This window comes from Candidatus Chlorohelix allophototropha (assembly GCF_030389965.1).
GTDB lineage: Bacteria > Chloroflexota > Chloroflexia > Chloroheliales > Chloroheliaceae > Chlorohelix > Chlorohelix allophototropha.
Genome location: NZ_CP128401.1, coordinates 223,778 through 246,031, shown reverse-complemented (window position 1 = coordinate 246,031; position 22,254 = coordinate 223,778). Strand labels below are relative to the sequence as shown.

General features: G+C 46.9%; 20 protein-coding genes. 10 read left to right on the top strand and 10 right to left on the bottom strand.

Annotated elements, in window-relative coordinates; genetic code table 11:
- Positions 1–71 precede the first annotated feature (71 nt).
- Positions 72–737: a ferritin-like domain-containing protein gene (locus OZ401_RS24125; protein WP_341471892.1), complete on the bottom strand. Its 666-nt coding sequence runs from the start codon at positions 735–737 to the stop codon at positions 72–74.
- A gap of 241 nt (positions 738–978) precedes the next feature.
- Between OZ401_RS24125 and OZ401_RS24120 the strand changes: the two genes are divergently transcribed.
- Entirely contained in the window at positions 979–1,200 is a 222-nt protein-coding gene (locus OZ401_RS24120; protein ID WP_341471891.1) for a YgaP family membrane protein, read from the top strand.
- An 82-nt stretch (positions 1,201–1,282) separates the two neighbouring features.
- Here OZ401_RS24120 and OZ401_RS24115 read toward each other — a convergent pair whose 3' ends face one another.
- Positions 1,283–2,056, bottom strand: a complete 774-nt coding sequence (locus tag OZ401_RS24115) for a GntR family transcriptional regulator (protein ID WP_341471890.1) — start codon at positions 2,054–2,056, stop codon at positions 1,283–1,285.
- Positions 2,057–2,142: 86 nt separating this feature from the next.
- Positions 2,143–3,138, bottom strand: coding sequence for a prolipoprotein diacylglyceryl transferase (lgt, locus tag OZ401_RS24110; protein WP_341471889.1), 996 nt, complete (start codon positions 3,136–3,138; stop codon positions 2,143–2,145).
- Positions 3,139–3,359: 221 nt separating this feature from the next.
- On the opposite strand from lgt, the gene OZ401_RS24105 reads away from it, so the two are divergent.
- The 5 genes from OZ401_RS24105 to OZ401_RS24085 all read left to right on the top strand — a co-directional run bounded on the left by OZ401_RS24105 (position 3,360) and on the right by OZ401_RS24085 (position 10,538).
- Complete coding sequence (locus OZ401_RS24105) at positions 3,360–4,193, top strand: sulfite exporter TauE/SafE family protein (protein ID WP_341472130.1); 834 nt, start codon at positions 3,360–3,362, stop codon at positions 4,191–4,193.
- A gap of 17 nt (positions 4,194–4,210) precedes the next feature.
- Positions 4,211–4,663: a DUF1634 domain-containing protein gene (locus OZ401_RS24100; protein ID WP_341471888.1), complete on the top strand. Its 453-nt coding sequence runs from the start codon at positions 4,211–4,213 to the stop codon at positions 4,661–4,663.
- A gap of 1,049 nt (positions 4,664–5,712) precedes the next feature.
- Positions 5,713–7,554 carry a hypothetical protein gene (locus OZ401_RS24095; RefSeq protein WP_341471887.1) on the top strand — a complete coding sequence of 614 codons (1,842 nt, stop codon included), beginning with the start codon at positions 5,713–5,715 and terminating at the stop codon, positions 7,552–7,554.
- Between the two features lie 23 nt (positions 7,555–7,577).
- Positions 7,578–8,189 carry a YbhB/YbcL family Raf kinase inhibitor-like protein gene (locus tag OZ401_RS24090; RefSeq protein WP_341471886.1) on the top strand — a complete coding sequence of 204 codons (612 nt, stop codon included), beginning with the start codon at positions 7,578–7,580 and terminating at the stop codon, positions 8,187–8,189.
- An 81-nt stretch (positions 8,190–8,270) separates the two neighbouring features.
- On the top strand, positions 8,271–10,538 hold the full coding sequence (locus OZ401_RS24085; protein WP_341471885.1) for a glycosyltransferase family 39 protein: 2,268 nt from the start codon (positions 8,271–8,273) through the stop codon (positions 10,536–10,538).
- 86 nt (positions 10,539–10,624) lie between these two features.
- Here the strand turns inward: OZ401_RS24085 and OZ401_RS24080 are convergent, their stop codons facing one another.
- Entirely contained in the window at positions 10,625–12,901 is a 2,277-nt protein-coding gene (locus OZ401_RS24080; protein ID WP_341471884.1) for an MMPL family transporter, read from the bottom strand.
- 138 nt (positions 12,902–13,039) lie between these two features.
- Positions 13,040–13,831 (bottom strand): hypothetical protein, encoded by a 792-nt coding sequence (locus OZ401_RS24075; protein ID WP_341471883.1) that lies wholly within the window; start codon positions 13,829–13,831, stop codon positions 13,040–13,042.
- A 193-nt stretch (positions 13,832–14,024) separates the two neighbouring features.
- On the opposite strand from OZ401_RS24075, the gene OZ401_RS24070 reads away from it, so the two are divergent.
- Together OZ401_RS24070 and OZ401_RS24065 are read left to right on the top strand one after the other, a co-directional pair.
- Complete coding sequence (locus tag OZ401_RS24070; RefSeq protein WP_341471882.1) at positions 14,025–15,335, top strand: sensor histidine kinase; 1,311 nt, start codon at positions 14,025–14,027, stop codon at positions 15,333–15,335.
- A 22-nt stretch (positions 15,336–15,357) separates the two neighbouring features.
- Positions 15,358–16,053: a response regulator gene (locus OZ401_RS24065; protein WP_341471881.1), complete on the top strand. Its 696-nt coding sequence runs from the start codon at positions 15,358–15,360 to the stop codon at positions 16,051–16,053.
- Positions 16,054–16,252: 199 nt separating this feature from the next.
- Here OZ401_RS24065 and OZ401_RS24060 read toward each other — a convergent pair whose 3' ends face one another.
- The 5 genes from OZ401_RS24060 to OZ401_RS24040 all read right to left on the bottom strand — a co-directional run bounded on the left by OZ401_RS24060 (position 16,253) and on the right by OZ401_RS24040 (position 19,551).
- Positions 16,253–16,576: a hypothetical protein gene (locus OZ401_RS24060; RefSeq protein WP_341471880.1), complete on the bottom strand. Its 324-nt coding sequence runs from the start codon at positions 16,574–16,576 to the stop codon at positions 16,253–16,255.
- 2 nt (positions 16,577–16,578) lie between these two features.
- The gene (locus tag OZ401_RS24055) at positions 16,579–17,586 is read right to left on the bottom strand and encodes a ferric reductase-like transmembrane domain-containing protein (protein ID WP_341471879.1); all 1,008 of its coding nucleotides are present in this window, start codon (positions 17,584–17,586) and stop codon (positions 16,579–16,581) included.
- A gap of 864 nt (positions 17,587–18,450) precedes the next feature.
- Entirely contained in the window at positions 18,451–18,585 is a 135-nt protein-coding gene (locus tag OZ401_RS24050; protein WP_341471878.1) for a hypothetical protein, read from the bottom strand.
- A 163-nt stretch (positions 18,586–18,748) separates the two neighbouring features.
- Positions 18,749–18,949 carry a hypothetical protein gene (locus OZ401_RS24045; protein ID WP_341471877.1) on the bottom strand — a complete coding sequence of 67 codons (201 nt, stop codon included), beginning with the start codon at positions 18,947–18,949 and terminating at the stop codon, positions 18,749–18,751.
- On the bottom strand, positions 18,946–19,551 hold the full coding sequence (locus OZ401_RS24040) for a helix-turn-helix domain-containing protein (RefSeq protein WP_341471876.1): 606 nt from the start codon (positions 19,549–19,551) through the stop codon (positions 18,946–18,948). Before OZ401_RS24040 ends, OZ401_RS24045 begins: the two co-directional genes overlap by 4 nt.
- A gap of 883 nt (positions 19,552–20,434) precedes the next feature.
- On the opposite strand from OZ401_RS24040, the gene OZ401_RS24035 reads away from it, so the two are divergent.
- Positions 20,435–20,977 carry an ATP-binding protein gene (locus OZ401_RS24035; RefSeq protein WP_341471875.1) on the top strand — a complete coding sequence of 181 codons (543 nt, stop codon included), beginning with the start codon at positions 20,435–20,437 and terminating at the stop codon, positions 20,975–20,977.
- 117 nt (positions 20,978–21,094) lie between these two features.
- On the top strand, positions 21,095–21,940 hold the full coding sequence (locus OZ401_RS24030; RefSeq protein WP_341471874.1) for a Cof-type HAD-IIB family hydrolase: 846 nt from the start codon (positions 21,095–21,097) through the stop codon (positions 21,938–21,940).
- Positions 21,941–22,254 lie beyond the last annotated feature (314 nt).

Sequence of the window (22,254 nt, the reverse complement as noted above, 5' to 3'; positions counted from 1 at the left end):
ATAGTTGATCTGAAATGAGAAAAGGCTGGCAACCTGTGGCTACCAGACCTTTCCTGATTATTCAATTCGGGTTATTTGTTGTAAAGTTCCAATTCTGCAAGGTGCATATTCAGCGAGGCGCTTTGCAATTGGGTAAAGACCCTAGTTAACTCCGGTTCGCTGACCTGTTTCAGCAAAGTGTCGTACAGCGCAGCATCGTCCTTTTCAAGCTGAATGGCGGCGTTAAAGGCTTCACTCAAGGTAGCTGGCGCAGTAACCTTACCCGCCCAACTATCCGCCGGAACTGCCAACCCATGGTTGGTGAACTGGCGAGCCAAGACTGTTACATGCTGGTTTTCCGAATTAACAATATTGGAAAAAGGTAGCACCTGACCGAATTTCGCTAGGATGGCTTGATAGGTGGCGCGAGCAAGGTATTCTTCCTGAATTGCCTGATTTAGTGCATTTACGCTTTGCTCACTTAGTACGGTAGCATAAGCACCCGTACCCTGCTGACCCATTCCGTTCCGAGCGCCACCAGCGCCGCGCATCTGTCCCATTCCCTGATTCATTCCCATGCCTGTACCGGGTTGCATTCCATAACCGCCCCCGTTTTGCGCTCCCGGCGTGGTAGTACCAGTACCGTTACCCCTGCCGCCCGATCCGTAAGCTTGCGCATCGGACGGAACCACTGCAGCAAATAGCCCAACTAATAGGGCGACTATCAATCCCAATCCCATAAACCATTTCGCTTTCATTTTTAGTCCTCTTTCTGACTTAACTTGCTTTTTTTATCTCTTTCGGGGTCATCCCCGTCCTTACAACTGTATTATGGCTGGGAAAGATCAAGTAAACGGTGGCTTTTAGATCAAGAAATGGTCAAGAAAAGACCAACTCTTTAAACTTACTTCATAGTTTCCATAATTATTCCTCATATCTTATTGTTAAGATGAATTTAGAAAATAAAAAATAATTTATAAAAAACAGGAGGTATTTAAGATGGCATTCGCTTCATTTATGGCTAGTACAGCAGGACGTGCGGTTCGGATTATCGCGGGTTTGGCGTTGGTTGCGTTAGGAATCTTTTTGATTGGCAGCACTGTCGGTTGGATTATCGCGGTGGTTGGCTTGCTTCCCATTGCTGCCGGGGTCTTTGATTTTTGCCTATTCGCGCCACTATTCGGAGCACCTTTTATGGGTAAACAGGTACGTAGTCGTTAGGTCATTTACACTAAAGGGGGAAGCGCAGCAATGTATCAAGCGGCACTTGTGAGCTCAAACATAAGCGTACCCCCCTTGCCAGCTAATTTCCTGTCACTAACTCTACTTTCGGTAAATTGATGTGAAAACGGTAACGGTCGCCCCTTATCAAACTAATGCGTCGTTCAAATATACGCCCCTCACTATTATAAGTCAGGCGCTCTACTCTGAAAGCCGGGGTATTTGCTTCAACTCCAAGCAAGGCGGCGGTTTCCGGATCTAGGTTTTCCGGTTCAAGATACTCTTCCGCCCTCTCAATCTTAAGTCCATAATGGTTTTCTAGAATTTCATAAAGGGGTTGTATTCGCCAATCGTAGGCACTGAGATTTATACTGCTGCCAAAGGCTAAATAGCTGCTTTCTAACACAAGCGGTTCGCCTGCCACCAAGCGCAGTCGGCGCAAATGGTATACGCGATTGCCTGACTCTAGTTTGAGGATTGCGGCTGTAATTTCGTCAGGGATGATTTCTTCCAGATTTAAAATAATGCTGGTAGGCTCCAACCCTTGTTCGGACATATCGCGGGCAAAGCTATAAAAACGGGAGAGATCTTGTTCCACTTTTGGGCGGCGAACCAAAGTTCCTCGCTTCTTAGTACGAATCAGAAATCCAGCTTGCACCAAATCATCTAGAGTTTGTCTAATGGTGTAGCGGCTAACCCCGTATTCTTCCATCAAATCCAATTCCTTGGGGATTACTTCCCCCAAACGCCACTCCTCCTGGTCAATTTTATCTTTGAAAATCTGCCAGAGTTGGCGATGCAAAGGAATGGAGCTATTCCGATCAAGCGCCTCATTTTGTGAGTCTATTTCAACCATCCGGAAATTCCCTCTGTACTTCTATAATACTCCTTGAATGAATCGATTCGATTCGATTTTATTCTAATGCTTCTTAGAAAAAGCTCTCAAGCGACAATACCGGTTTTTTCTTTCCGATCGTGCCGGTGCTGCCAGAACAACAATGCCGAGCAAACCAAGATAGCCGCTATTGCCGTTACCTGAGCAGTACGAAAGCCCCCAAAGGTCAGACTGTCAGTGCGCAAACTTTCGGTAAAAAAGCGTCCGATAGAATAGATAATCCAATATATGAGAAAGAGATCGCCATCGCGCCGCCACCATCCTAGTTTTCGCTCAAACCAAGTAGGGCGGGGATTAAGAGATAGGAAAAGCAATATAAGGAAACAGCCGTAATCCCAAAGCGATTCATATAGAAAAGTGGGATGGAAAGTGCTGTCAACTCCGGGGTTTCCAGTCACTCCGCAACGGGTATCCACCGTGCCGGGATGTCCATCGGTACGATACTGGCAAGGTATTTTTATTCCCCACGGCAAATTGATAGGGCTTCCATAGGCTTCATTATTCATAAAGTTACCCCACCGTCCGATTGCTTGAGCCAGCACCAATCCCGGAGCGATAAAATCAGCCCACCGCCAAGCCTTTACACTTGCCAAGCGAGCATAAATCAGCCCTCCCGCTAACCCACCTAAAACGCCGCCCTGAATGGCAATGCCACCTTCCCAGATGGCAATAATTCTATCAGGGTGCTGAGAATAGGTTTCCCATGTAAAAACTACAAACCACAACCTTGCGCCTACCAAACTAGAAACCAGCACCACCGGAAGCACTCTCCAAGCATGGTTGGCATCCTCCCCGCGTCGCTCGGCGAGATAGGAAGTTACTAGCGTAGCCAAAGCCACTCCACAAGCTATTAGTATCCCATACCAACGGAAGCGCAAGGGTCCTAGTTGCAATAGATTCGGTTCGTTTCCACCCTGCAACCGTAGGAACAAAAATATAAACAACACAGTAGCGTAAATTCCCAGAATTGCATACCACTTGAGTATTATTTCAGGGAAGGCAAGGTTTTTCAGTCGAGATAACGCTTTATTTTCAGTTGTCATAAATTTCATGCCTTCATTCTTACCAAAAAACAAAAAAAGTTAGCATAATATGTACGTACATAAGATATTAATCTAAGTCGCATGGGTTTGTCAATAAAGCGGGAATATCAATTTTAGGAACTAAAAGGCTCTCTCCTTGACTCGTAATTAAATCGAGCGTACTATATATGTCCGTACATATAATTGGCTGTATTGGAGAAATAATTCTAATGAATTTCGAACTGGTAATAACTCTGTTGACCCTATTTGCGGTAGCGCTGGCGGCAGGTGCTTTCGGGGCTATGGCGGGGTTAGGCGGCGGCGTAATCATTGTACCGATACTGACCATTTTCTTCGGTATCAACGTCCACTATGCCATCGGCGCAAGTGTGGTATCGGTTATTGCCACCTCCAGCGGGGCGGCGGCTACCTATATTAAAGCCAATATTTCAAATGTTAAGGTGGGTCTATTCCTCGAAATGGCTACCACGGTGGGCGCACTTACCGGGGCTTACATCGGTGTTTATCTTGCCGGTTCGTATCTCTTTTTCGTTTTCGGGCTGGTGTTAGGGCTATCCGCTCTAATGATGTGGCGAAAGCGCAATCAGGAACTTCCGGCGAATGTGCAACCCGACCTTTGGAGTCGCAAGCTAAAGTTGGGAAGCCATTATTATGATAGGGTATTGAAGCGGGAAGTTCAGTATGAGGTGCAAGGCACGAAACCAGCCTTGGGGATGATGTACATAGCCGGAATTGTATCGGGCTTGCTCGGAATCGGCAGTGGCGCTTTGAAGGTACCGGCGATGGATCTCGCCATGAAATTGCCCATCAAGGTTAGCACTGCCACCTCAAATTTCATGATCGGCGTTACAGCCGCCACCAGTGCAGGGGTATATCTCACCAGAGGTTATATCAATCCCTTTCTTGCCGCTCCGGTAGCATTGGGCGTACTGCTCGGTGCAACACTTGGCACTCGCCTACTGCTGGTACTGAAAGACACGCATATCCGCTGGCTGTTCATTGCCATTCTGGCAGTTTTAACGGTGCAAATGCTATTAAAGGCGTTTGGGATTTAAGGAAGTAATAGGAAACTATGAAAACCGATTCGGGCGAAAAAAGGGCTGAAATCCCACCCCCCAAAGGAAACCTTTTCAGCGCAGCCCTTAGTGTGGTGCTACGGGCAGGCGTAATTTTGAGTGCAATCGTGATTAGTTTGGGGCTGTGCCTATTCCTCGTTACTGGCAAAAGCGGTTATGCTTACGATGACCTAAATCCCAATGATGGCGGGCGCTATATGACTCTGGAGAATACCAGCGCAGAATATTTTCCAAGCACGCCGCAGAAAATCTGGGAGGGTGTCTTGACCCTTAAACCTTTTGCCATAATAACGCTCGGTCTCATTTTTCTGATTTTAACCCCGGTGGTTAATGTAGCGTTGGCTGCCTTAATGTTTATTCGGAGTCGTGATCTTGCTTTCAGCTTGATTAGCCTGTTCGTGCTTTTCGTGTTGGTTTTTAGCTTCTTTTTGGGCAAAGCTGGAGGGTGATGGGTATGGCAACTCGGGTAGGAACACGAGTCGGACAAAAGAGTCGCTACGGAGAATTGGCTTAGCTGTAAAAGCCAAATGAATCTAAAAAGACGATTTGAACTCAAGGGTAAGTTAAAACAAGGCTTACCGAATCATTTTGTCCAATCAGTGTTCCTACCCGCATTTGGCCGAGTCCGAACTCTAGGTGGCAAGTGCCGCGATTGAACTCACGGGTTATTCCTCAAATTCTACGCGCTCATATAGCTGACTTAGGGATATTTCCAATCCTAAAGCTTCCAACCATAGCACATCTTCTAAATCTTCCAAAGGCTCTTCCAGAATCCAGCGGTTTTCATCCCGGTGTTCGATTAATAATTAAGAAAGATCAGGATCTGCGTAAAAATTAGTGGTAAAGCAAAAAGAAAGAAAAAAGGAAGCCCTTTTTCGTATATTAGTAAAGTAAGGGGCATTGTTTCACCCTATTTCACTGGATTTTAGCGAGTGGTCGGACTCCCTGTTTATGGGAGAGCAAGCTTTGATTTGTTGAAGCTCATGGTTTTAGGGGCGGAAGCGGCATAGCCTGTTTGACCACCTCTGTCTGCCTTTCTATCTTTTACCACTAAATTTTACGCAGATCCTGATCTTTCTTAATTATTAATCGAACACCAACACCAAAACCCCCGATATCACACACCAGCTCACGAAAAACCGAATCGTCATCTGCCACCAGAATTTTAATTAGCATCAATTCACTCGTTTTTAACTTGATCGAAGTAGGACAGCTTTAGCATTTATTATAACCCTGAGAGCCTGGTTTCAGAGAGAGCTTTTTCTACCATTCCCGAAAAGAACAGCCTGAAGACTTCACTGACATTTCACAAAGATATTTTACTATGCACTTGGGCCAATCAGAAATACGACTAAATTATTCTGTCAGTAACTTTTAAATATTAATTAAGCCTGGTTTGTTAATTTTATCTAGGTAAAAAGTAAGGTCAAGCAACCAGAAAACCTCGCTATAAAACAATTAGAAGGTCTCCCCTTGTGACAGAAAGAAGGTAGAAACAATGAAGTTCGGTACACGCTACGTTAGATTAAGTTGTAGTTTGGCGCTCTTACTAACTCTGAGTCTGTTTACGACACCATTGTTAGCAGCAGATATTAGTCGCTATTTCCCTGAAACAGGCCATACGGTAGCAGGTAAATTTCTCCAATATTGGCAGGCTAATGGTGGTTTGGCAACATATGGCTACCCCATCACCGATGCTCAAGCCGAGGTAGACCCGGAAACCGGCAAAACCTTTACCATGCAGTGGTTTGAGCGCAATCGAATGGAATTGCACTCTGAAAATGCCGGAACTAAATACGAGGTGTTACTGGGTCTTCTGGGTAAAGACCTGAATCGCAGTAGGCTGGCTACTGACCCGGTCTTCCAAAAGGCCACCAAACTGAACGACGCTTCTCTTCCCCAGGATCAGCAGTGGTATTTCAATGAAACAGGCCATAACCTGCGCGGTGGTTTCCTAAAATACTGGCAGGAAAACGGGGGAGTGGAACGCTTGGGCATTCCTATCAGCGAAGAGCTTAAAGAGACGGACCCGGAGACCGGCAAAACTTTCACGGTGCAATGGTTTGAGCGGGCACGCTTTGAGTATCACCCTGAGAACCAGAAACCCTATGACATACTCCTGGGGTTATTGGGCAAACAAATCAAAAATGGCCCCACAAGTAACAAAGCTCCTGCCGCTACAGGAAATGGAGGAAACAGCTACAGCATAGAACAAGCCATTTCAGATAATGCCCAATTAGCAACGCTTGCCTTTGATGGTCTCGGATTTTTAACCGGAAATACCGGCACCGATTCTTTCTTACCGCCGGGTAAGGTAGCAGATTTTTTCGGCTTTCAGTACTTGCGTGACGTTACCCAGGCAGGCAAGGGGCACAGCACTGATTTTGTCACCAATGCTGCTAACAATGTCTTATATACCTTGAACGATACGCAAAAAGCAAAATTGATTGCGCTTGCCAAAACCCAGACCAGTTTAGTCAACGATTTTGCCTATAAAAGATTTCCCCTGATGGTGGCGTTCAGACGCCAATTGACTGGGAATATTCCTACAGGCTCTTCCGGCTTAAGCAAATCTGCCGTAATACAGTACTCTTCTGACCTGTATGAGCTGGATGCAAAAATCAGCATCCAGAGAGCCGAGTTGTATGCGGGAATAATCAAGTCGTTAAGTTCACAACAAACTGCTTACCTCGATAATATGCTCAAAGGCGGATTTGCTTCGTGGCCTGCTCTGGCCGATCAGGTTGATAAAAAGAGTCTCAGTCATGATGAGGATGTGCTGGTAATGTCATATGCCAGCGACATACTTAGCTGGTACGGCGGAAACGTAGAAGCAGACACCTATTTTTGCCCGGAAAGGCAAGGCGATTATTTCGGGGGATTTTATATCAAGGATGCCCCGGCTATAGGAAATGCCGGTTACACGATTGACGAGTCTATTACCGGCGACAAAGGACAGGAATTTATTGATACGTTGGATAGCACCCAGAAGCCGGTCATTACAAGTATAGTGAACACCCAAAAACCGGCCCTTACCGGAATAGTGAGCACGAGGCGTGCAATCGCTACTGAATTACGTAAAGCTCTGGCAGGGGGAACAATAGATGAAGCCAGCGTCATTACCCTTTCTAGAAGCTACGGCGCATTGGACGGCGAAATCTCGTATTACTACGCCACCGCTTTTGCTCAGGTGGGCAAGACGCTAACCGCAACTCAGAAGCAAAAGCTTATGGGAATCAGGGATTTAGACAATTATCCTTGTCCCGACAATAAAGCTTATCTCTATTCGGACATGATTAATATGCCCATAGTTGCAAATACTGATTTCCTTTTCAGCTAAGTACCGGAGGAAGGTTGCCGCAGATGCGAAAGGTCAAGACAATTCTTTTAATAAGTTCTTTAATAATTATATTGAGTGCGTGTGGCACGGACAACAATACTATTACAAGCAGCATGCCCAACGTAATAACCACCCCATCTGCGGCGACTCCACAATTAACCTCATCTTTTGTCCTGCAAAGTAGCGAGGTTGTGGAAGGCGGACTATTGCCGAAAGATTATACCTGCGATGGGACAAGCGCCACCCTACCGCTTTCCTGGAGTGGTGCTCCGGCTGGCACGCAGGAGTTTGCCTTGATTATGCACCATGTTGCCGGACCGGACGATATTCACTGGTACTGGGTACTGTATAATATTCCGCTCACTGTTACCAGTTTGCCGCGTAATGTTACAGGTATTGGAACGCTTGGAAATAACAGTGTCAACGGTAAAACCGAATATACACCCCCATGCTCCAAAGGCTCAGGGCCAAAAGTTTATACCTATACGATTTATGCCCTCTCGTCACCACCCAGGCTGAGTGTGCCACCCGCTCAGGTCAACAGGGATACCTTGCTGGTGGCCATAAAGGACATCACTCTGGCCAGCGCTACTTTAAACGCCAGTTATTCCCGGCAAGAAAAAGAGAGAGGATAGCAGTATAGAATCATCTCCACAAGAACTGGCCTTAAATGACTTACTCTGCCTGATAATTACAAAAAGGTGTTAATCAGCTATATGAATACAATCTCAAACCTTGTTAGAGGGTATAACGGTAAAAAACTAAAGATAAATTTTAGATTTTCCAGATTTAAATTGATTTGGAATCTGGAGCACCTGGCTTTGAGCCTTATTCTTTTGCTGTCTACCTACCTGGGTTTCTGGAACCTGAGCATTAACGGTTTTTCTAACCAGTATTATGCCGCTGCCGTTAGAAGTATGGCGCAGAGCTGGCACAACTTTTTTTACGTTTCATTTGACCCGGGTGGGTTTGTGACGGTTGATAAACCCCCGGTAGCTTTATGGATCCAGACCGCTTTTGTGAAAGTATTCGGTTACAGCGGAGTCACTTTATTGTTACCCGAAGCCCTGGCAGGGGTAGGCGGCGTTTTTCTGTTGTACCTAATGGTAAAGCGCTCATTCGGGTCGCTGGCCGGTTTGCTCTCCGCACTGTTTTTGACCGTCACACCAATCTGGGTGGTAATGAACCGGCATAACAACCCTGAGAGCATCCTGGTATTTACCCTGATACTGGCGGCCTGGGCGATGCTGCGGGCGGCAGAAAAAGGCCAGTTGCGCTGGCTTTTGCTGGGAGCCATTCTGGTTGGGTTGGCCTTTAACGTAAAAATGCTGGAGGCCTATGTCGTGTTGCCGGCTTTTTTCCTGATGTATTTTTTAACAGCCCGGGTAGGCTGGAAAAAACGCCTCCTGCACCTGACCCTGGCCGGATTAGTTATCCTGACAGTTTCCTTTTCCTGGGCGCTGGCGGTAGACCTAACCCCTGCCGCCCAAAGGCCTTATGTGGATAACAGTACCACCAACTCAGAACTGGATTTGATCCTGAACTACAACGGTCTGGGAAGGGTTGATGGAAATATGCCCCATAACCCCGGGGGCGGAACTGCCGGGCCGGGCGGAACTGGGGGTGGCGCACCCAGCGGCTTTGTTGGTCAATACGGCGTTGCCCGGATGCTCACTCCCGAACTTGCCGGTGAATACAACTGGTTCTTCCCGCTGGCATTACCGGGCCTGTTATTGGTTGCCCCTTATATTCTTTTTACTATGTCAAAAGGGGAAGCACGGTCACGCCGTTTGCAGTCTATCCTGCTCTGGGGCGGTTGGTGGCTGATCTATGGCCTTGTTTTTAGTTTTTCGAAAGGTATCAACCATAGCTACTACCTGAATATTATGGCTCCGGCCCAGGCAGCCCTGGCCGGTATAGCACTGGTGATATTGTGGCAGGGCTACCGCCTGGGCGGTTGGCGGGCCTGGTTCTTACCTGAGGGTCTGTTCGCAACCGCAGTTTACCAGACTTACATCCTGGCCGGCTATCCCGGTTGGAACAAATGGGTAAGTCCGGTGCTGCTGGTAGCAGGGATCTGTACTTTAATCGCCTTTGGGGTTGGCCGGTTCAATAAAACTGACCGTTTCGGGGGCTACCTTTCCCGGGGCGTAATCGGGGTAATGGTGGCGATCCTGCTGGCAACCCCGCTCTCCTGGTCATTTCAGACAGTTTTTTCCGCTCTTTCCGGTTCACTCGTTTCGGCTATTCCAGAAGGGGCCGGGTCGGGTTCCTCAAACAACGGTGGTATTTCCCAGGCCTGGCTGGAATTTATTGGGACCAATATAGGCGGGCAGTTATATCTGCTCCTAGCGCTGGGAGTTGTCTTTATGATTATATTCGGCCTGAGCGGTCTTTTCAGCCGCCGTTCAATAAGCAGGTTATTAAACCCGGCGGTTATGACCGGGTTGCTGCTGGCAGTCTTCCTGTTGGTTAGCGCCGGATGGTGGATATATTCAGCCCAGGCCCAGACTACCACTGCAATTAACCGGCCGGTCAATAATCCCGGGGGAGACCCCCAAGGCGGTAGCGGGCAAAACGATCAAAGGTTGCTTCAGTATCTAGTGAATAACCGGGATGGCTATTACTACCTGGTAGCGTTCGACAATTCCAACCAGGCTGCCCCGTTTATTACTCAAACCGGTTTGCCGGTTATGTCACTGGGTGGTTTTCTGGGCAATGACAGGATCGTAACCACCCCCGAGCAGGTTGCCCAACTGGTCGCCAGCCATAAGGTTCGCTTCTTCCAGTCTGATGGTGGCCAGGATAACGTGGTCAATCAGTACCTGCAGCAGCATTGTCAGGTTGTGAGTAGGGATGCCTATATGGGGTCATCCAGCAGTACTGCAAACCAACCCGGTAATAGCTCTGCAAATAAGAACAATCAAAATGGTCTCAGACCGGGAGGAGACACGGAGTTATATCAATGTGGTGAATACCACTAAATCAGCGACTCTACAGTTCGGTAGGGTAGGCGACCAGCGCGGTAACTGATTACTCAATCCCGTTTCTGTCGACCTCCCTACCCAATTTATCTTGCTTGTAAATCCATTGCCCTTTCAACCACTTCTTGTTTACGATATAAAGCAGAGGGCCACCAGTTCCAACGCCCCACCAGCGCCACTACGGATGGCACTAAAAGGGTTCTCACCAAGAATGTATCGAGAATTACTCCGATGGCGATACCTGTACCAAGTTGGCGAATCTGGTCGGTTGCGCCGAAGATACCCGACACTGCAAAAGTTGCCGCCAGAATTAATCCGGCAGAGGTTACAGTTGTACCGGTAGCATTCAAAGCATCGGTAATAGCGGTGTGCAAAGAAAATTTCTGAGCTTCCTCCCTAATCCGGCTCATCACCAGAATATTGTAATCCTCTCCTAGCGCCATCAAGAAAACAAACATCAGGAATGGTAAGACAAAGTTTAAGCCTGATTGTCCTCCAAAGGTCATAAATATCAGTACCGCAATGCCGAAGGAAGCTCCAAAAGATAATGCTACACTCAGAACCAGATATATTGGCGCTACCAAACTCCGCATAACCAGCGCCAATAATAGTGCAATGAGTAGCATAACAATCGGTACTATTCGAAATAAATCATTATCAGAAGCAGTGCTAACATCGTAACCGACAGCAGCCATACCGTTTACTCCGTTATCCACCGCTCCCACTTGTCCGGCAATATCGCTTACACTTTTACGGATTGACGGAACAGCATTTAAAGCGGGAGTACTGGTAGGGTCTCCTGCAGAAAGGGTTGTGTAAAAAGCCACAGTTTTCCCATCCGGGCTGATAAACTGAGCAATTGCCCGATAAGCATTATAGGTCTGAGCCGAGATTTGAGAGGAAGCCGGAGGGGTAGCGGCTAAAGTGCTAGGTGAACCTAACTGACTGTAAAGCGATTGTAGCTGAGCCGTAGTTATGGCAGTACCGTTAGGGTTAAGGGGTCCGCTGACCGAACGGAACACGGGTGTTTTTTCTAAACTTTGTTCAGCCTGTTGTACCTTGCTTAAATCACTCCAAACAGGGTCAGAGAATTTAAGTAACACTGTTGTTGGATTGACCACGGCTGGCGGATAGTGTGCCGCAATAGCTGCGGTACCGTTAGCCGAGTCATAGCCGCTAGGTCCGGTGTTAGAACCGCCAAAGCCTGCCGGGCTATAGCCAAATACGGCGATGGAGAGTCCTCCGAAGGCAACAATTCCTAATACCAGCGTTATTATCGGATGTTCAACTACTTTAACCGCTATCTGTCCCCATGCGCCCGGTTTTTCTACCACACCAACTTTTAGTTTGGCGGGCCAGAAAAGCCATTTGCCAAATATTGCCAACAGTGCCGGTAGGAAGGTTAAAGCTGCCAGAAGCATAAGAGCAATCGCGATAGCGAGACTTGGGCCTAAACCGCGATAAATACCAAAGGAAGCCAGCAAAAGACATAACATCGCCCCAATAACAGTACCGGCGGAAAAGCTGATTGATTCGCCTACTTTGTCAACTGCCTCGATTACTGCCTCGTGTGGTGTTAACCCTCTGCGCAATTCCTCGTGCATTCTGAGAGTTAGAAACAGGCCATAATCTGTACCTGCGCCTAAAACCAGAATTGTCAGGATGGCTTGTGTCACGCTGGAAGCCTGAATGATTCCGGTTGTCACCAGCCCGGCAATTACCGGTCCCGACAAAATCAAAACCAAAACAGGCGCTAGGAGGGTAAGTATCGGCGCTAGTATAGCCCGATACACCAGAACTAACATGATTAGAATAGCCAAATTTGAAAGGGTCTGGGTAAGACGTTGAGCATCGGCTGATGCCTTGTTGTTATCCACTGTTGAAGCTAATTGCCCGGTCAGATTGAAGCTTAATCCGGTTGGTAGATTTTGTGATGTAAACTTGGCGCGGATAGTATTTATTATATTTTCCGCATCAGGACTGCCCGTACCAATATCAAATTCAAGCAAGGCTTTATGTGCTTTTCCGTCACTGGAAATGCCTTGATCGCGCACGTTCTTAATATGCGCCACACCTTTTATGGAATTGAGTACGGTGGTGAAAGCCGTTTGGTCGTCGGCGCTTAGTTGAGTGTCATTACGAGAAGCCACTACTAAAGTGGTTGCACCTCCGGTAGCTTGGAAGGGGTTATCCAGTTGCAAAGCGTGTAAACTCGGCGAGTCTGATGGTAAAAATGCGCTGTTATCGCTGTTAAGAACGCTGCTGAGTGAGGGCAAAAACGTCACACATACAATTGTTACACCTACCCAGATTAACACCACCAAGTAGCGGAATTTTACTGCAATCCTGCCAAAAACTCTCATTAAATTCCTCGCAATCTATAGTTTTAAAATGATCGAATTATTGTAGTGACACTCTTACCGCTATATATGAAATATTAAGCGACACCGTTTTATATCCTGTGCCGCTTAATGGATTTTATTATTTCTGAAGCGCTGCGCCTATTTTGTAACCTTCTGATAAGAATTGGTGAGGTCGTCCTGTATAAGATATGCCGCACCTTTTGCCACCAAATGCAGGTCTTGATCAGGAGTAACGACTTTGAATTGCCAGCCTGTTGGCAGTTTCAGCCGTGTACCGAGATTTGCTAAATCATCTATAGAAAGCTTAGGGTCAATAATTTGCGAATATGTTTGCATAACATAGGTGTCTCCATTAGGAGAAACAAGTTGAAAGGTGGGCTTGCCACTTAAAAACACATATTCGGTATTGCGCTGAATGATATTTTCGGAATAGGGACCTGCCATTGTAGTACCTGCCGGAATTTCGATTTTTGCCCGCAATTGCATTTTCAGGTCACCAAAGGTTTTTACTTCTCCAGCTGCACTATCACCGCTTGCAATAACCTGATCCATCATCCAATAGCGTGGACCATTCAGCGTAACTTGTAACGAGCCAAGATTTTTTGCTAAATCAGTTGCGTTTAAAGCTTTCCAAGCATCTTGTGGGCAATCACTCAACCCTTGGGTGTTATACACATACTGAACCAGTTTGCCAGATTCCTGAAAGACCGGTATCACCTCGCAATAGCGAGAGTTGCGCAACGGTTTTGATGAAGCAGCAGTTGTTGCCATAGTTGTCGTAGATGCGACGGTTGTAGCAGGCGAGGTTGTGGTGGTGGCAAGCGTCGTTGCGACGGCTGCGGTTGTAGCCGTATTGTCGCCACAAGCGCTAAGAGCCATGGTACTTAACAAAAGCGCTAATAAGACAAGCTTTATACCAGTTTTATACATCGGTTCCCTTTCTGATTGATAGCCATAAGCTAGATTTGGAATTTATTTACAGTATTGAGCTTAATAGTAAATTCGATATTTTTGATGTGGCTGTCGGCATATTTTGAATATGTCTGTAGTAATGTGACTTACGGCATATTGTTCTCTCCGATTTCCTCTGCTATAGTTAAATCCCAGATGAGGTACTTGTTATATGCTAGGTAGCAAATTTTTGGAAAATTCCCAAACCAAATTAGAATTTCAACCCGACGAGAAAAATATACCCCTTGGGAGGAATTCCCGACACTGGTATAATTGGCTAATTTCTAAACCCTTTGACTGGATTTCTACTCCAATCTACCTCGGAGCCTGCCTAAGCCTTTTTTATGATCGCAATTTTTACGGCAGTAGTTACCATGTTTTTGAGTGGTGGCAAATAACGGCGTTGGTTGTAGCTACCTTTATTCTGCTGGCAATTGACCGTTATGAATATTGGCGTTGGGGCGAAGAAATGCCAATGCGAGTAGCTACCGGCTATTTTCTGCTGCGGGTCGGGTTAGTTGCGCTTATTTCAGTAGTAAATCCAAATGAAATAACCCTTTTTATGTATTTGATAATCCCATTCTCGGCGTTAATATATTTTGGAAGTGGGGTGGGAATCGGGGTTGGGTTACTAACTTGGCTGATTTTTGCAATTCGAGTATTATTCTTTGCGACAATCGCTTCTGAAATGCCCAGACCCTTGCCGTTTATAAATATTTTCACCATCTGCCTCATCTTTATTATGACCACAGCTTACACCCTTCGCCGTGAAAAAAGCAGCCGGACAAACGCCGAGCGACTATTGAAAGAGTTAAAGCAATCGCAACGTCAGGTAGAGGAACTTGCTGCTACAAGGGAACGTAATCGGCTTGCCCGTGATATTCATGACAGCTTAGGACATTATCTTACCGTTATAAGCGTGCTACTCGGAAAAGCTAGGGCTTTTAAAGAAAAGAATCCGGCCGAAGCGGAACAAGCCGTGACCGATGCGCGCCGTTTGGCAAACGAAGCTTTGCAAGATGTGCGCGAGTCGATAAAATCATTGCGTACCAGTCAGGAACTCTTTTCACTTGAAAGGAAATTGCCGGTATTAGTAGCAAATCTGCAAAATGAACATTTAAAAATTGAGCTTGAAATAAGCGGAAGCGAAGCTGGTTTCTCAAAACAGGTTTTGATGGTGCTTTATCGGGTGGCACAGGAAGGACTAACCAATGTGCAACGCCATTCCGACGCTAGTCGAGCTAGATTGCAATTGAAGTTTGAGGTACACGTGGCTGAACTGACGCTTGAGGATAACGGTAAGGGATTTGATTTGCAAAACTTGTCAACCGGGCAGAGTAGTGGTTACGGGTTACTGGGGTTACAGGAACGCCTCGAAATCACAGGAGGCGAATTTCTACTGGATAGCCAACCCGGAAAAGGAACTCGTCTAGTTGCTAGGGTTTGTAAAACATCAGCTGCAGCTACAGGAGAGCTTGGCTAATTTTTGAGGAACAGATAAACTTGTGTCAATCTCAAATCTAAATCAAAACTCACCGGTGCGATTGCTCATAGCCGATGACCAACGCTTGCTACGGGAGGGTATTGCTTCTTTACTTAGTTTGCAAGCTGGAATTGAAGTGGTCGGAACGGCTGCTAACGGTCAGGAAGCGTTAGAAAAAACCCGATTACTTAATCCCGAAGTTATTTTGATGGATGTTCGGATGCCGATAATGGCTGGGGTAGAGGCTACCGCTCTAATAAAGCGTCAGTTTCCAACTTGCAAGATTTTGATGTTGACTACTTTTGATGATGAGGAATATGTAATCGAAGCTTTGAAGGCAGGAGCTAGCGGCTATTTACTCAAAACCATCCCAGAAGATGATCTTGCACAAGCGGTAATAGCCGCTCACAAAGGAATTTACCAGCTTGACCCGGCAGTTGCGCTAAAAGTTGTGGCTTCACTCGGGAATCCTTCAGCAAGCAGCCGTCTGCAATCACTTGCCTTACAAAGCTCTTCTCCGACTAATGCTGGATTGACCGAACGCGAACTGGAAGTGTTAAAGCTAACCTCTCAGGGACTTTCCAACAGCGAAATTGCTCGCTCTCTTTCCATCAGTGAAGGTACGGTCAAAAACCATATCTCAAGTATCTTATCCCGGTTGGGTTTACGTGACCGCATCCAAGCCATTATCTATGCCCGTGAAAACGGCTTGTTTTAATCTCTGCCATTCCAACTCTGAAGATTACGTTGAATATAATTTAGATACGATGTTGCCAAGTCCTATAGGGGGTTTCATACACATTGGACATTGTTGGCGAATTGAAACTCTAGCCATTTTTATAGTAAGTTTGATACTACAGGTAATACAATAGAAGAAACCTACGAATTGAAATAGCTTTAAGCTCTGAGTTGTAAAGTTAAACAATAGGTGATGTAAGCAGCAAAGTGGCAGGTTTCTGGTGGTCCAATTGCACTTGGATAAACTGGTTGGTGGTTTTAGACGACCAGAAAAAAGTGGTGGGAAAAGCAGATGAAACAAAGTGGGCAAAAGCCGCATGCGTGGTCACTGCTGTTTCTACATTGTCAAAGATAGTTCTGGTGGTTGATTGGTGTATGCTTTGAGGCAAAATTCCACTGATTGCAAGATTATTTAAAATGGGTTGAGCCTGTTCGTTATAGTGAGCAGGCTCAACCCAGATAAAAGAGTTTTTAGAATGAGCGAGGTCAGTCGCTCCAGCCATCCCTAAGAATGACGGCTTACTACTTGCGGTTGCGACACCGCTGCTGAATTTACCTGAACCCCACTGCTGCTACTCGAGGAGGTAGAGCCGTTTGAGTTGGTGACGTAACCGTTAGAGTTCGCGGTATTGTTTATTGAATTGATGACCTGCGTCCCCTCTTTGGCTATCATAAAACCCATAAACAGCACCAATGCACCCACTCCCACAGAACTGATTACCTTTGCAAAAGAATTGCGGCTTACCACATTATACTTTCGGGTTTTGCCTGAGGCTAATTCTACACTTGCTCTTCTCGCCCCTACTGCTTTAGAAGCGACTACCGCTTCTGTCGTAACTTTGCGTTGCTGTGCCCGTTGTCGGTACACCCAAGCGCCGATTGATTGTGCCAGTACCACTCCGGCAGTCAGCGCCATAACTCCAAAGATCAAAAGCGCATTCCGCCCGATATTTACCTGTTGGGTAAAGGTATGAGCTAAAGCCACCACAAACAGCAGATAATTTAAGCGTTGCATAGTTTTCCAATTCTTGCCCTTTAGCTTTTTCAGGAAGAGATTGTTGGAAATAACCAGCAAGAGAAGAATAACCAATGTGCCGATCAGTCCGAAAACACTGCTGATACCGAAAAGATTAAATTTGAAAGCGCCATCAGTGTTAAAGAAAAACCCTAAAAGGCTACTTCCCCAACTAAGCTGAAGGGCGGCAGCGAAAAAGACGTGCGCCAGTGAGGTAATTCCAGCCCAAATACCGACATCTCGACGCAAGTTAATATTCACCGGGTTTTTACGGACTTTAAGCATATTAATTGGGCCGATTAACAAGGTTGCCATAATTAACAACAGCCCGATGTAACCTGTGCCTACCGAGAGAGTTTCCAAGATACTCTGGGCGGGAGAGGCAAAGATGGCAGCGATGAGGCAACCAACGAAGGTAATCCCGGTCATAACCGCGTGGGTTTTGAGGCGGGGATTACTGTTTGCGCTAATATTTTGGATTTTAGATGAAGCTAACATTTAATAATCTCCTAAAAAAGCGACCGGACAAAGGCAAATTGCTAATTCTGATTGGTGAAATCCGGAATGACGGAAATGGATAAAGACATTTCAAAAGAATGATTTATATTGATAATAAGATTCTACAGTGTGGAGATTGGAGGGGGATTGAAACCAAATGAGACTTTTCTCATCTTGTAGGTGGTAAGGAAGGCAATTAAAACTGGTAGTGGCTTTGGGTGCGCCTGAAAAAGCTAGACTTACTTCCATATCTTCGCCTTATCTTCAGGTAATGCCACTGAGTCTTTTGTAACAAGCTGGTTAGCCGGAGTTTTGCATAATATCTTCCGGCAAACAGTGCAACAGGTCTGGAAGCCAGCCATTTTTAGCCAGATCGGCAAAAAAGCCTCATGCCACGAAGCCTGTTAAGGTGGCTCGCGCGAGAATTAGGCAAAATGGCTGCTCTCAGTGAAATAGGCGGGCTTAAAACGGCTTATAATGCGTGGCTATTTTTAAGGCTTCGCAATGGGCTAAATAGCTCTAGTATTTTACAACTGAAAGCAGTAATAGCGACTTATTCGTTCTTTGCTGGAAATATTAGTGGATTTAAGTTTAAGCTGCAGGGACAGGCTTAGAACAAGCTTACTGACCCGGTATCGCAGAAATGTTTTCTGTTATAAAACCTCCATAAATGCTGCGAAAATCCCAGAATATACCAGTTTCTCCCCCGTTTGTACAAGATTTACACTACGAAAGTACCCGGTTTTGCCCCCTCCATTTTAGGCGGTTTGAACTTACAAATGGTTAGCATGCGGTGAATTAACCGTTCATTGTGTACGAAATTACCGGTTCAAAATAATTGTCCTGCTTTGTCTGAGCGTCAAACTAAAAATCGCGCCCCATAGCGCTGGACAGACATTTGCCTAGGATAGCCTGCCCGACCTCCAGCACCAGCAACTGCTTTAGGCTCGCGCTTCTGACCAAAAAGCCACCAATCCCTTGTTTAGCCCACAGAAGCAAAGCGCTAACCTCTCCACTGATTCACATATCCCAGATCCTGCCACTTCAACTAGCGTAACCCTTCCTATTCCTTTGTTCTCCTCGCTGCTGCTAACACACTGTTAATCAGCACATTAGAGAGGGCACTTTGAAACAAGAGTTGAGTAGAGTGGCAAACACTCTCCTAAAGCCGCGCCCACCAGCGCAAGTCGCTGCTTTGCAAAAAGGGGAAGGGTGGGAAAGTGCGTGCGCCGTCAGTCACAGTACAAAAACTGCAAGCCACCGGTTGGGGCGTATTGCCGCAAAGAGTGTGTGAAAAAGTGTGGCGGCAGGGCGAAATAGGCACGTCCGCGCAATGTGCGGGGCAAAAAATTGGTGGAATCAATTTGGATATACTATATCGCTGCCTGCTACGTGTTCCATTAGCTGGCGCATCATTTCCCCAGCTTGGGGGTCGTGCAGAATCTTGAAAGCTACATCGCTGCTATATTGCACTTGGGCGCTAATGCCGATCAAGTGGCGCTCTGGCGAATTTAGATCGAGCAGCTTAGCTTTCTGTGCTAGCATATCCCGGATCACTTGCAGGAAAGCCACGTCCCCGACCTCATCGGAAACGGTTACCTTGAGCGTCCCGAACTGCTGCAGCCTACCGTTAGCCTCACTGCCCGCTTCGCCCGTAGACTCCAGCACTTGCCGGGTTTGGCTGGCGTGCTTCTGCTGCGACCGCTCCCAAGCTGCGTAAGCTTCAGCGATTACATTGTCGATTTCGAGCAGTTGCTTCCGCACCATGGCATCGAAATCCTCTAGATACTTCTGCTGCCACTCGGTGGAGATGCGCCTAATCTCGCGGGAAACGGTGGCTTGCGACACGCCCAGTTCAGCGGCAATGCGAGCTTGCGACCAACCCTTGATGTAAAGCTCACCAATCTTAATCCGATCATGCAAAATATGCCCTTTGGTGCGGTGTGTTTGCCCGTGCCGTGTCAAAACTAGCAACCCCTTTCATTAGAACAAAATATCTTCCGCCAAGTGTAATTATACCTTAATCAAGCAAGTGGTTGCAGGTATCAAGCGCAGGGCAGTTGAAATTCTCCTCACCGAGGAGGAATGCTAGCAGGGGATTAACTCGGAGATCGCTGCGAGGCGTTCAGTTAGTCATGAATTCGTGAATAAGCTGCGTTCTATCTTGCAACGGTTGCAACATAAACCCCGTATTGCCAGCCAACATCAGTAATCTAAATACGCTGGTTACAGCTAACCCACCGCAACGGAAAGAATTTCTCAGGCTAAGATCACATAGATAGCAAACCTGCCGAGAGTAGCAGATCGGTCAATTTCTGCAAATCCCTGACATTTTTCTGAAGAAAATCCCGACAGGTTCTTGGCTCCTTTCGTAAAAGTCGGCAAAATTAAAACAGGCTCTTTCCAAAGCCATTACCAATTCTTTATTGGTTTTGGGGCGTGGAGAGCCTAATTTTATTTTAACCTTTACACGAAAAGAGGGATTTTTATGGAACAAAATAACCCCGAGCCAGCGAACCTGGCACCAGGAGGTTGGCACTGCACCTATTGTGCTGATAACGGTATTATCAAGGCGCCTGTCGCTGTCTCGGTGGGCTGGGATACGTGGACACTGGAAGAGTTGTCCTGGCGGACGGCTCCTTGCCCGCAACAGGGCTGCTTAGCCGCCGTTTCAGAACTAGCGAACTGGCAAACGCAACACCAATGCATTTGTCAGTACGGTTGGCTAACCGTGCAGATCCATAACCGGACGCAGTATATGCCTTGTCCCGATTGCTCGGAAGGGATTATAATCTCTGGGGAGCTCGGCAGGGCGAAGCGGGAGCTCAAATCCCATCTGGCTAACCTAGTGGTGAAGTCCGGTGGGCTGGTAGGGGAACTGACCAAGTTGCGCTTTGAGAATTTCAAAGGCGACTCCTATGCAAGGTCAAATGCTCTGCATGAAGCGCAAAGCGCCTGTAAGAAAGGCGCCTCCTTACTAATCACCGGCGCGAAAGGCGGCGGCAAGACCCATTTAGCTGCGGCGTACTGTAACGGCGCATCTGAAAGCGGGAAAGTAGTGGTGTTCTTAACCATGCCAGCGCTACTTGATTTGCTGGATCGGGCACGAGAGGGGAAGAATCCCCACGAGCTGGTCGAGGAGCAGTTATTGGTTATTCTGTTGCATATCGATGTGCTGGCGTTGGAGGGTTTGGGCACCGAAACCATCAGCGCCTGGTCGCTCAGTCGGCTGTTTAGCCTCTTGAACGGGAGAATTAACCGAGGGATCACGACGCTAGTAACCACCAGTTTCACCATTCCAGAATTGGCACAGCGCGGGTACGATGAGAGAGTGATCGACCGTCTGAAGCGTTATACTCAGATTAATCTTTCCAAGGAGGATATTGCCTGATTTATCTGATTTAATGGCACATAGTTCCCCACCGCAGCGGTGGGGAGCCATAGTTGCTATCCCTGATTTGTAGCCTCTTCTGTCCCAACCCTAGTATAATTATTGTAGGAGGTTAGAATGAGCTACAAGTTGGTCGCAATTGATCTCGATGGCACTTTGCTGGACGAACAAAAAAAGATAAGACCCCGTGTAAAAGATGCAATACAAGCGGCAGTACGGGCAGGTGTGGTGGTAACACTGGCTACCGGAAGGCGGCATTTGGGAGCACGTGCAGTGGCTGATGAACTAGGGTTAGAAGTGCCACTGATTCTATATTGTGGTTCACTTGTTTATGATATTCACTCTAGCAGCGCGCTTTACCACAAACCGCTTCCACCCTCTTTTATAAAGGAAGCAATTGCTATAATTCGCCAATCCGGGTATCAACCTGCCATTTTGCAAAGCCCTTTAAGTGGAGAGCGCATATTCCTCAGCCAAAACTACGAGGATGACCAATTTATGCGGGAATATGCTGACAGCGGTCAACGCCAAGATTTAATAGAGCGGTGTAGCTATGATGAACTGGCCTTTGTAAAGGATGCGCTTACGGTGGTAGGGATTGGACCGAGAGCGGCGATGTCCCGCTTGCTTGGCTCACTGAATAATGGTTTCAAATGCAGCCTTTTCAGCTATCCCTTGCTGAGTAAGAACCTTGCGGATTTTCACGGTTTTGATTTCATCCAGCCGGGTGTGGGGAAAGGGATCGCGTTGGCAGCCTTGGCAGAGCATTATGGCATTGCGCTTTCGGAAACGCTTGCGATTGGAGATAGCCCTAACGATCTGGACATGCTAAAAGCAGCGGGACTTGGAGTAGCGATGGGTAATGCGGCAGCCGAAGTAAAAGCAGTGGCAGGCGCAATTGTCTCTACAAACGAAGAGGACGGCGTTGCGGAAGCACTGGATAGGTATATACTGAAGAAATGAGAGCGCTCCCAAAGCGTTTGGGGGTATCTGCTGCATTAGCTGTGGTTTTGGCGTGTTGCATATCTGAACAGTGATTCACGCCAGTTTAGTTTCGGCGATCTAAATGGAATCTGGTGCAGGCAGGATAATGGTCTCGGTATCTAGCTCATCAGGCTCTGGCATAATAGGGCGCTTTCGGTTGCTCAATCCAGCAAGTTAACTGTATCGCAATATCCTCTATCTAATAGGTAGAAGGTAGAGAGTCCACGCCTCCTTATAAGGCGATTCTCCCTCTGTGATGGAGTTAATTATAGCACATTCCCACGTTACTTTTG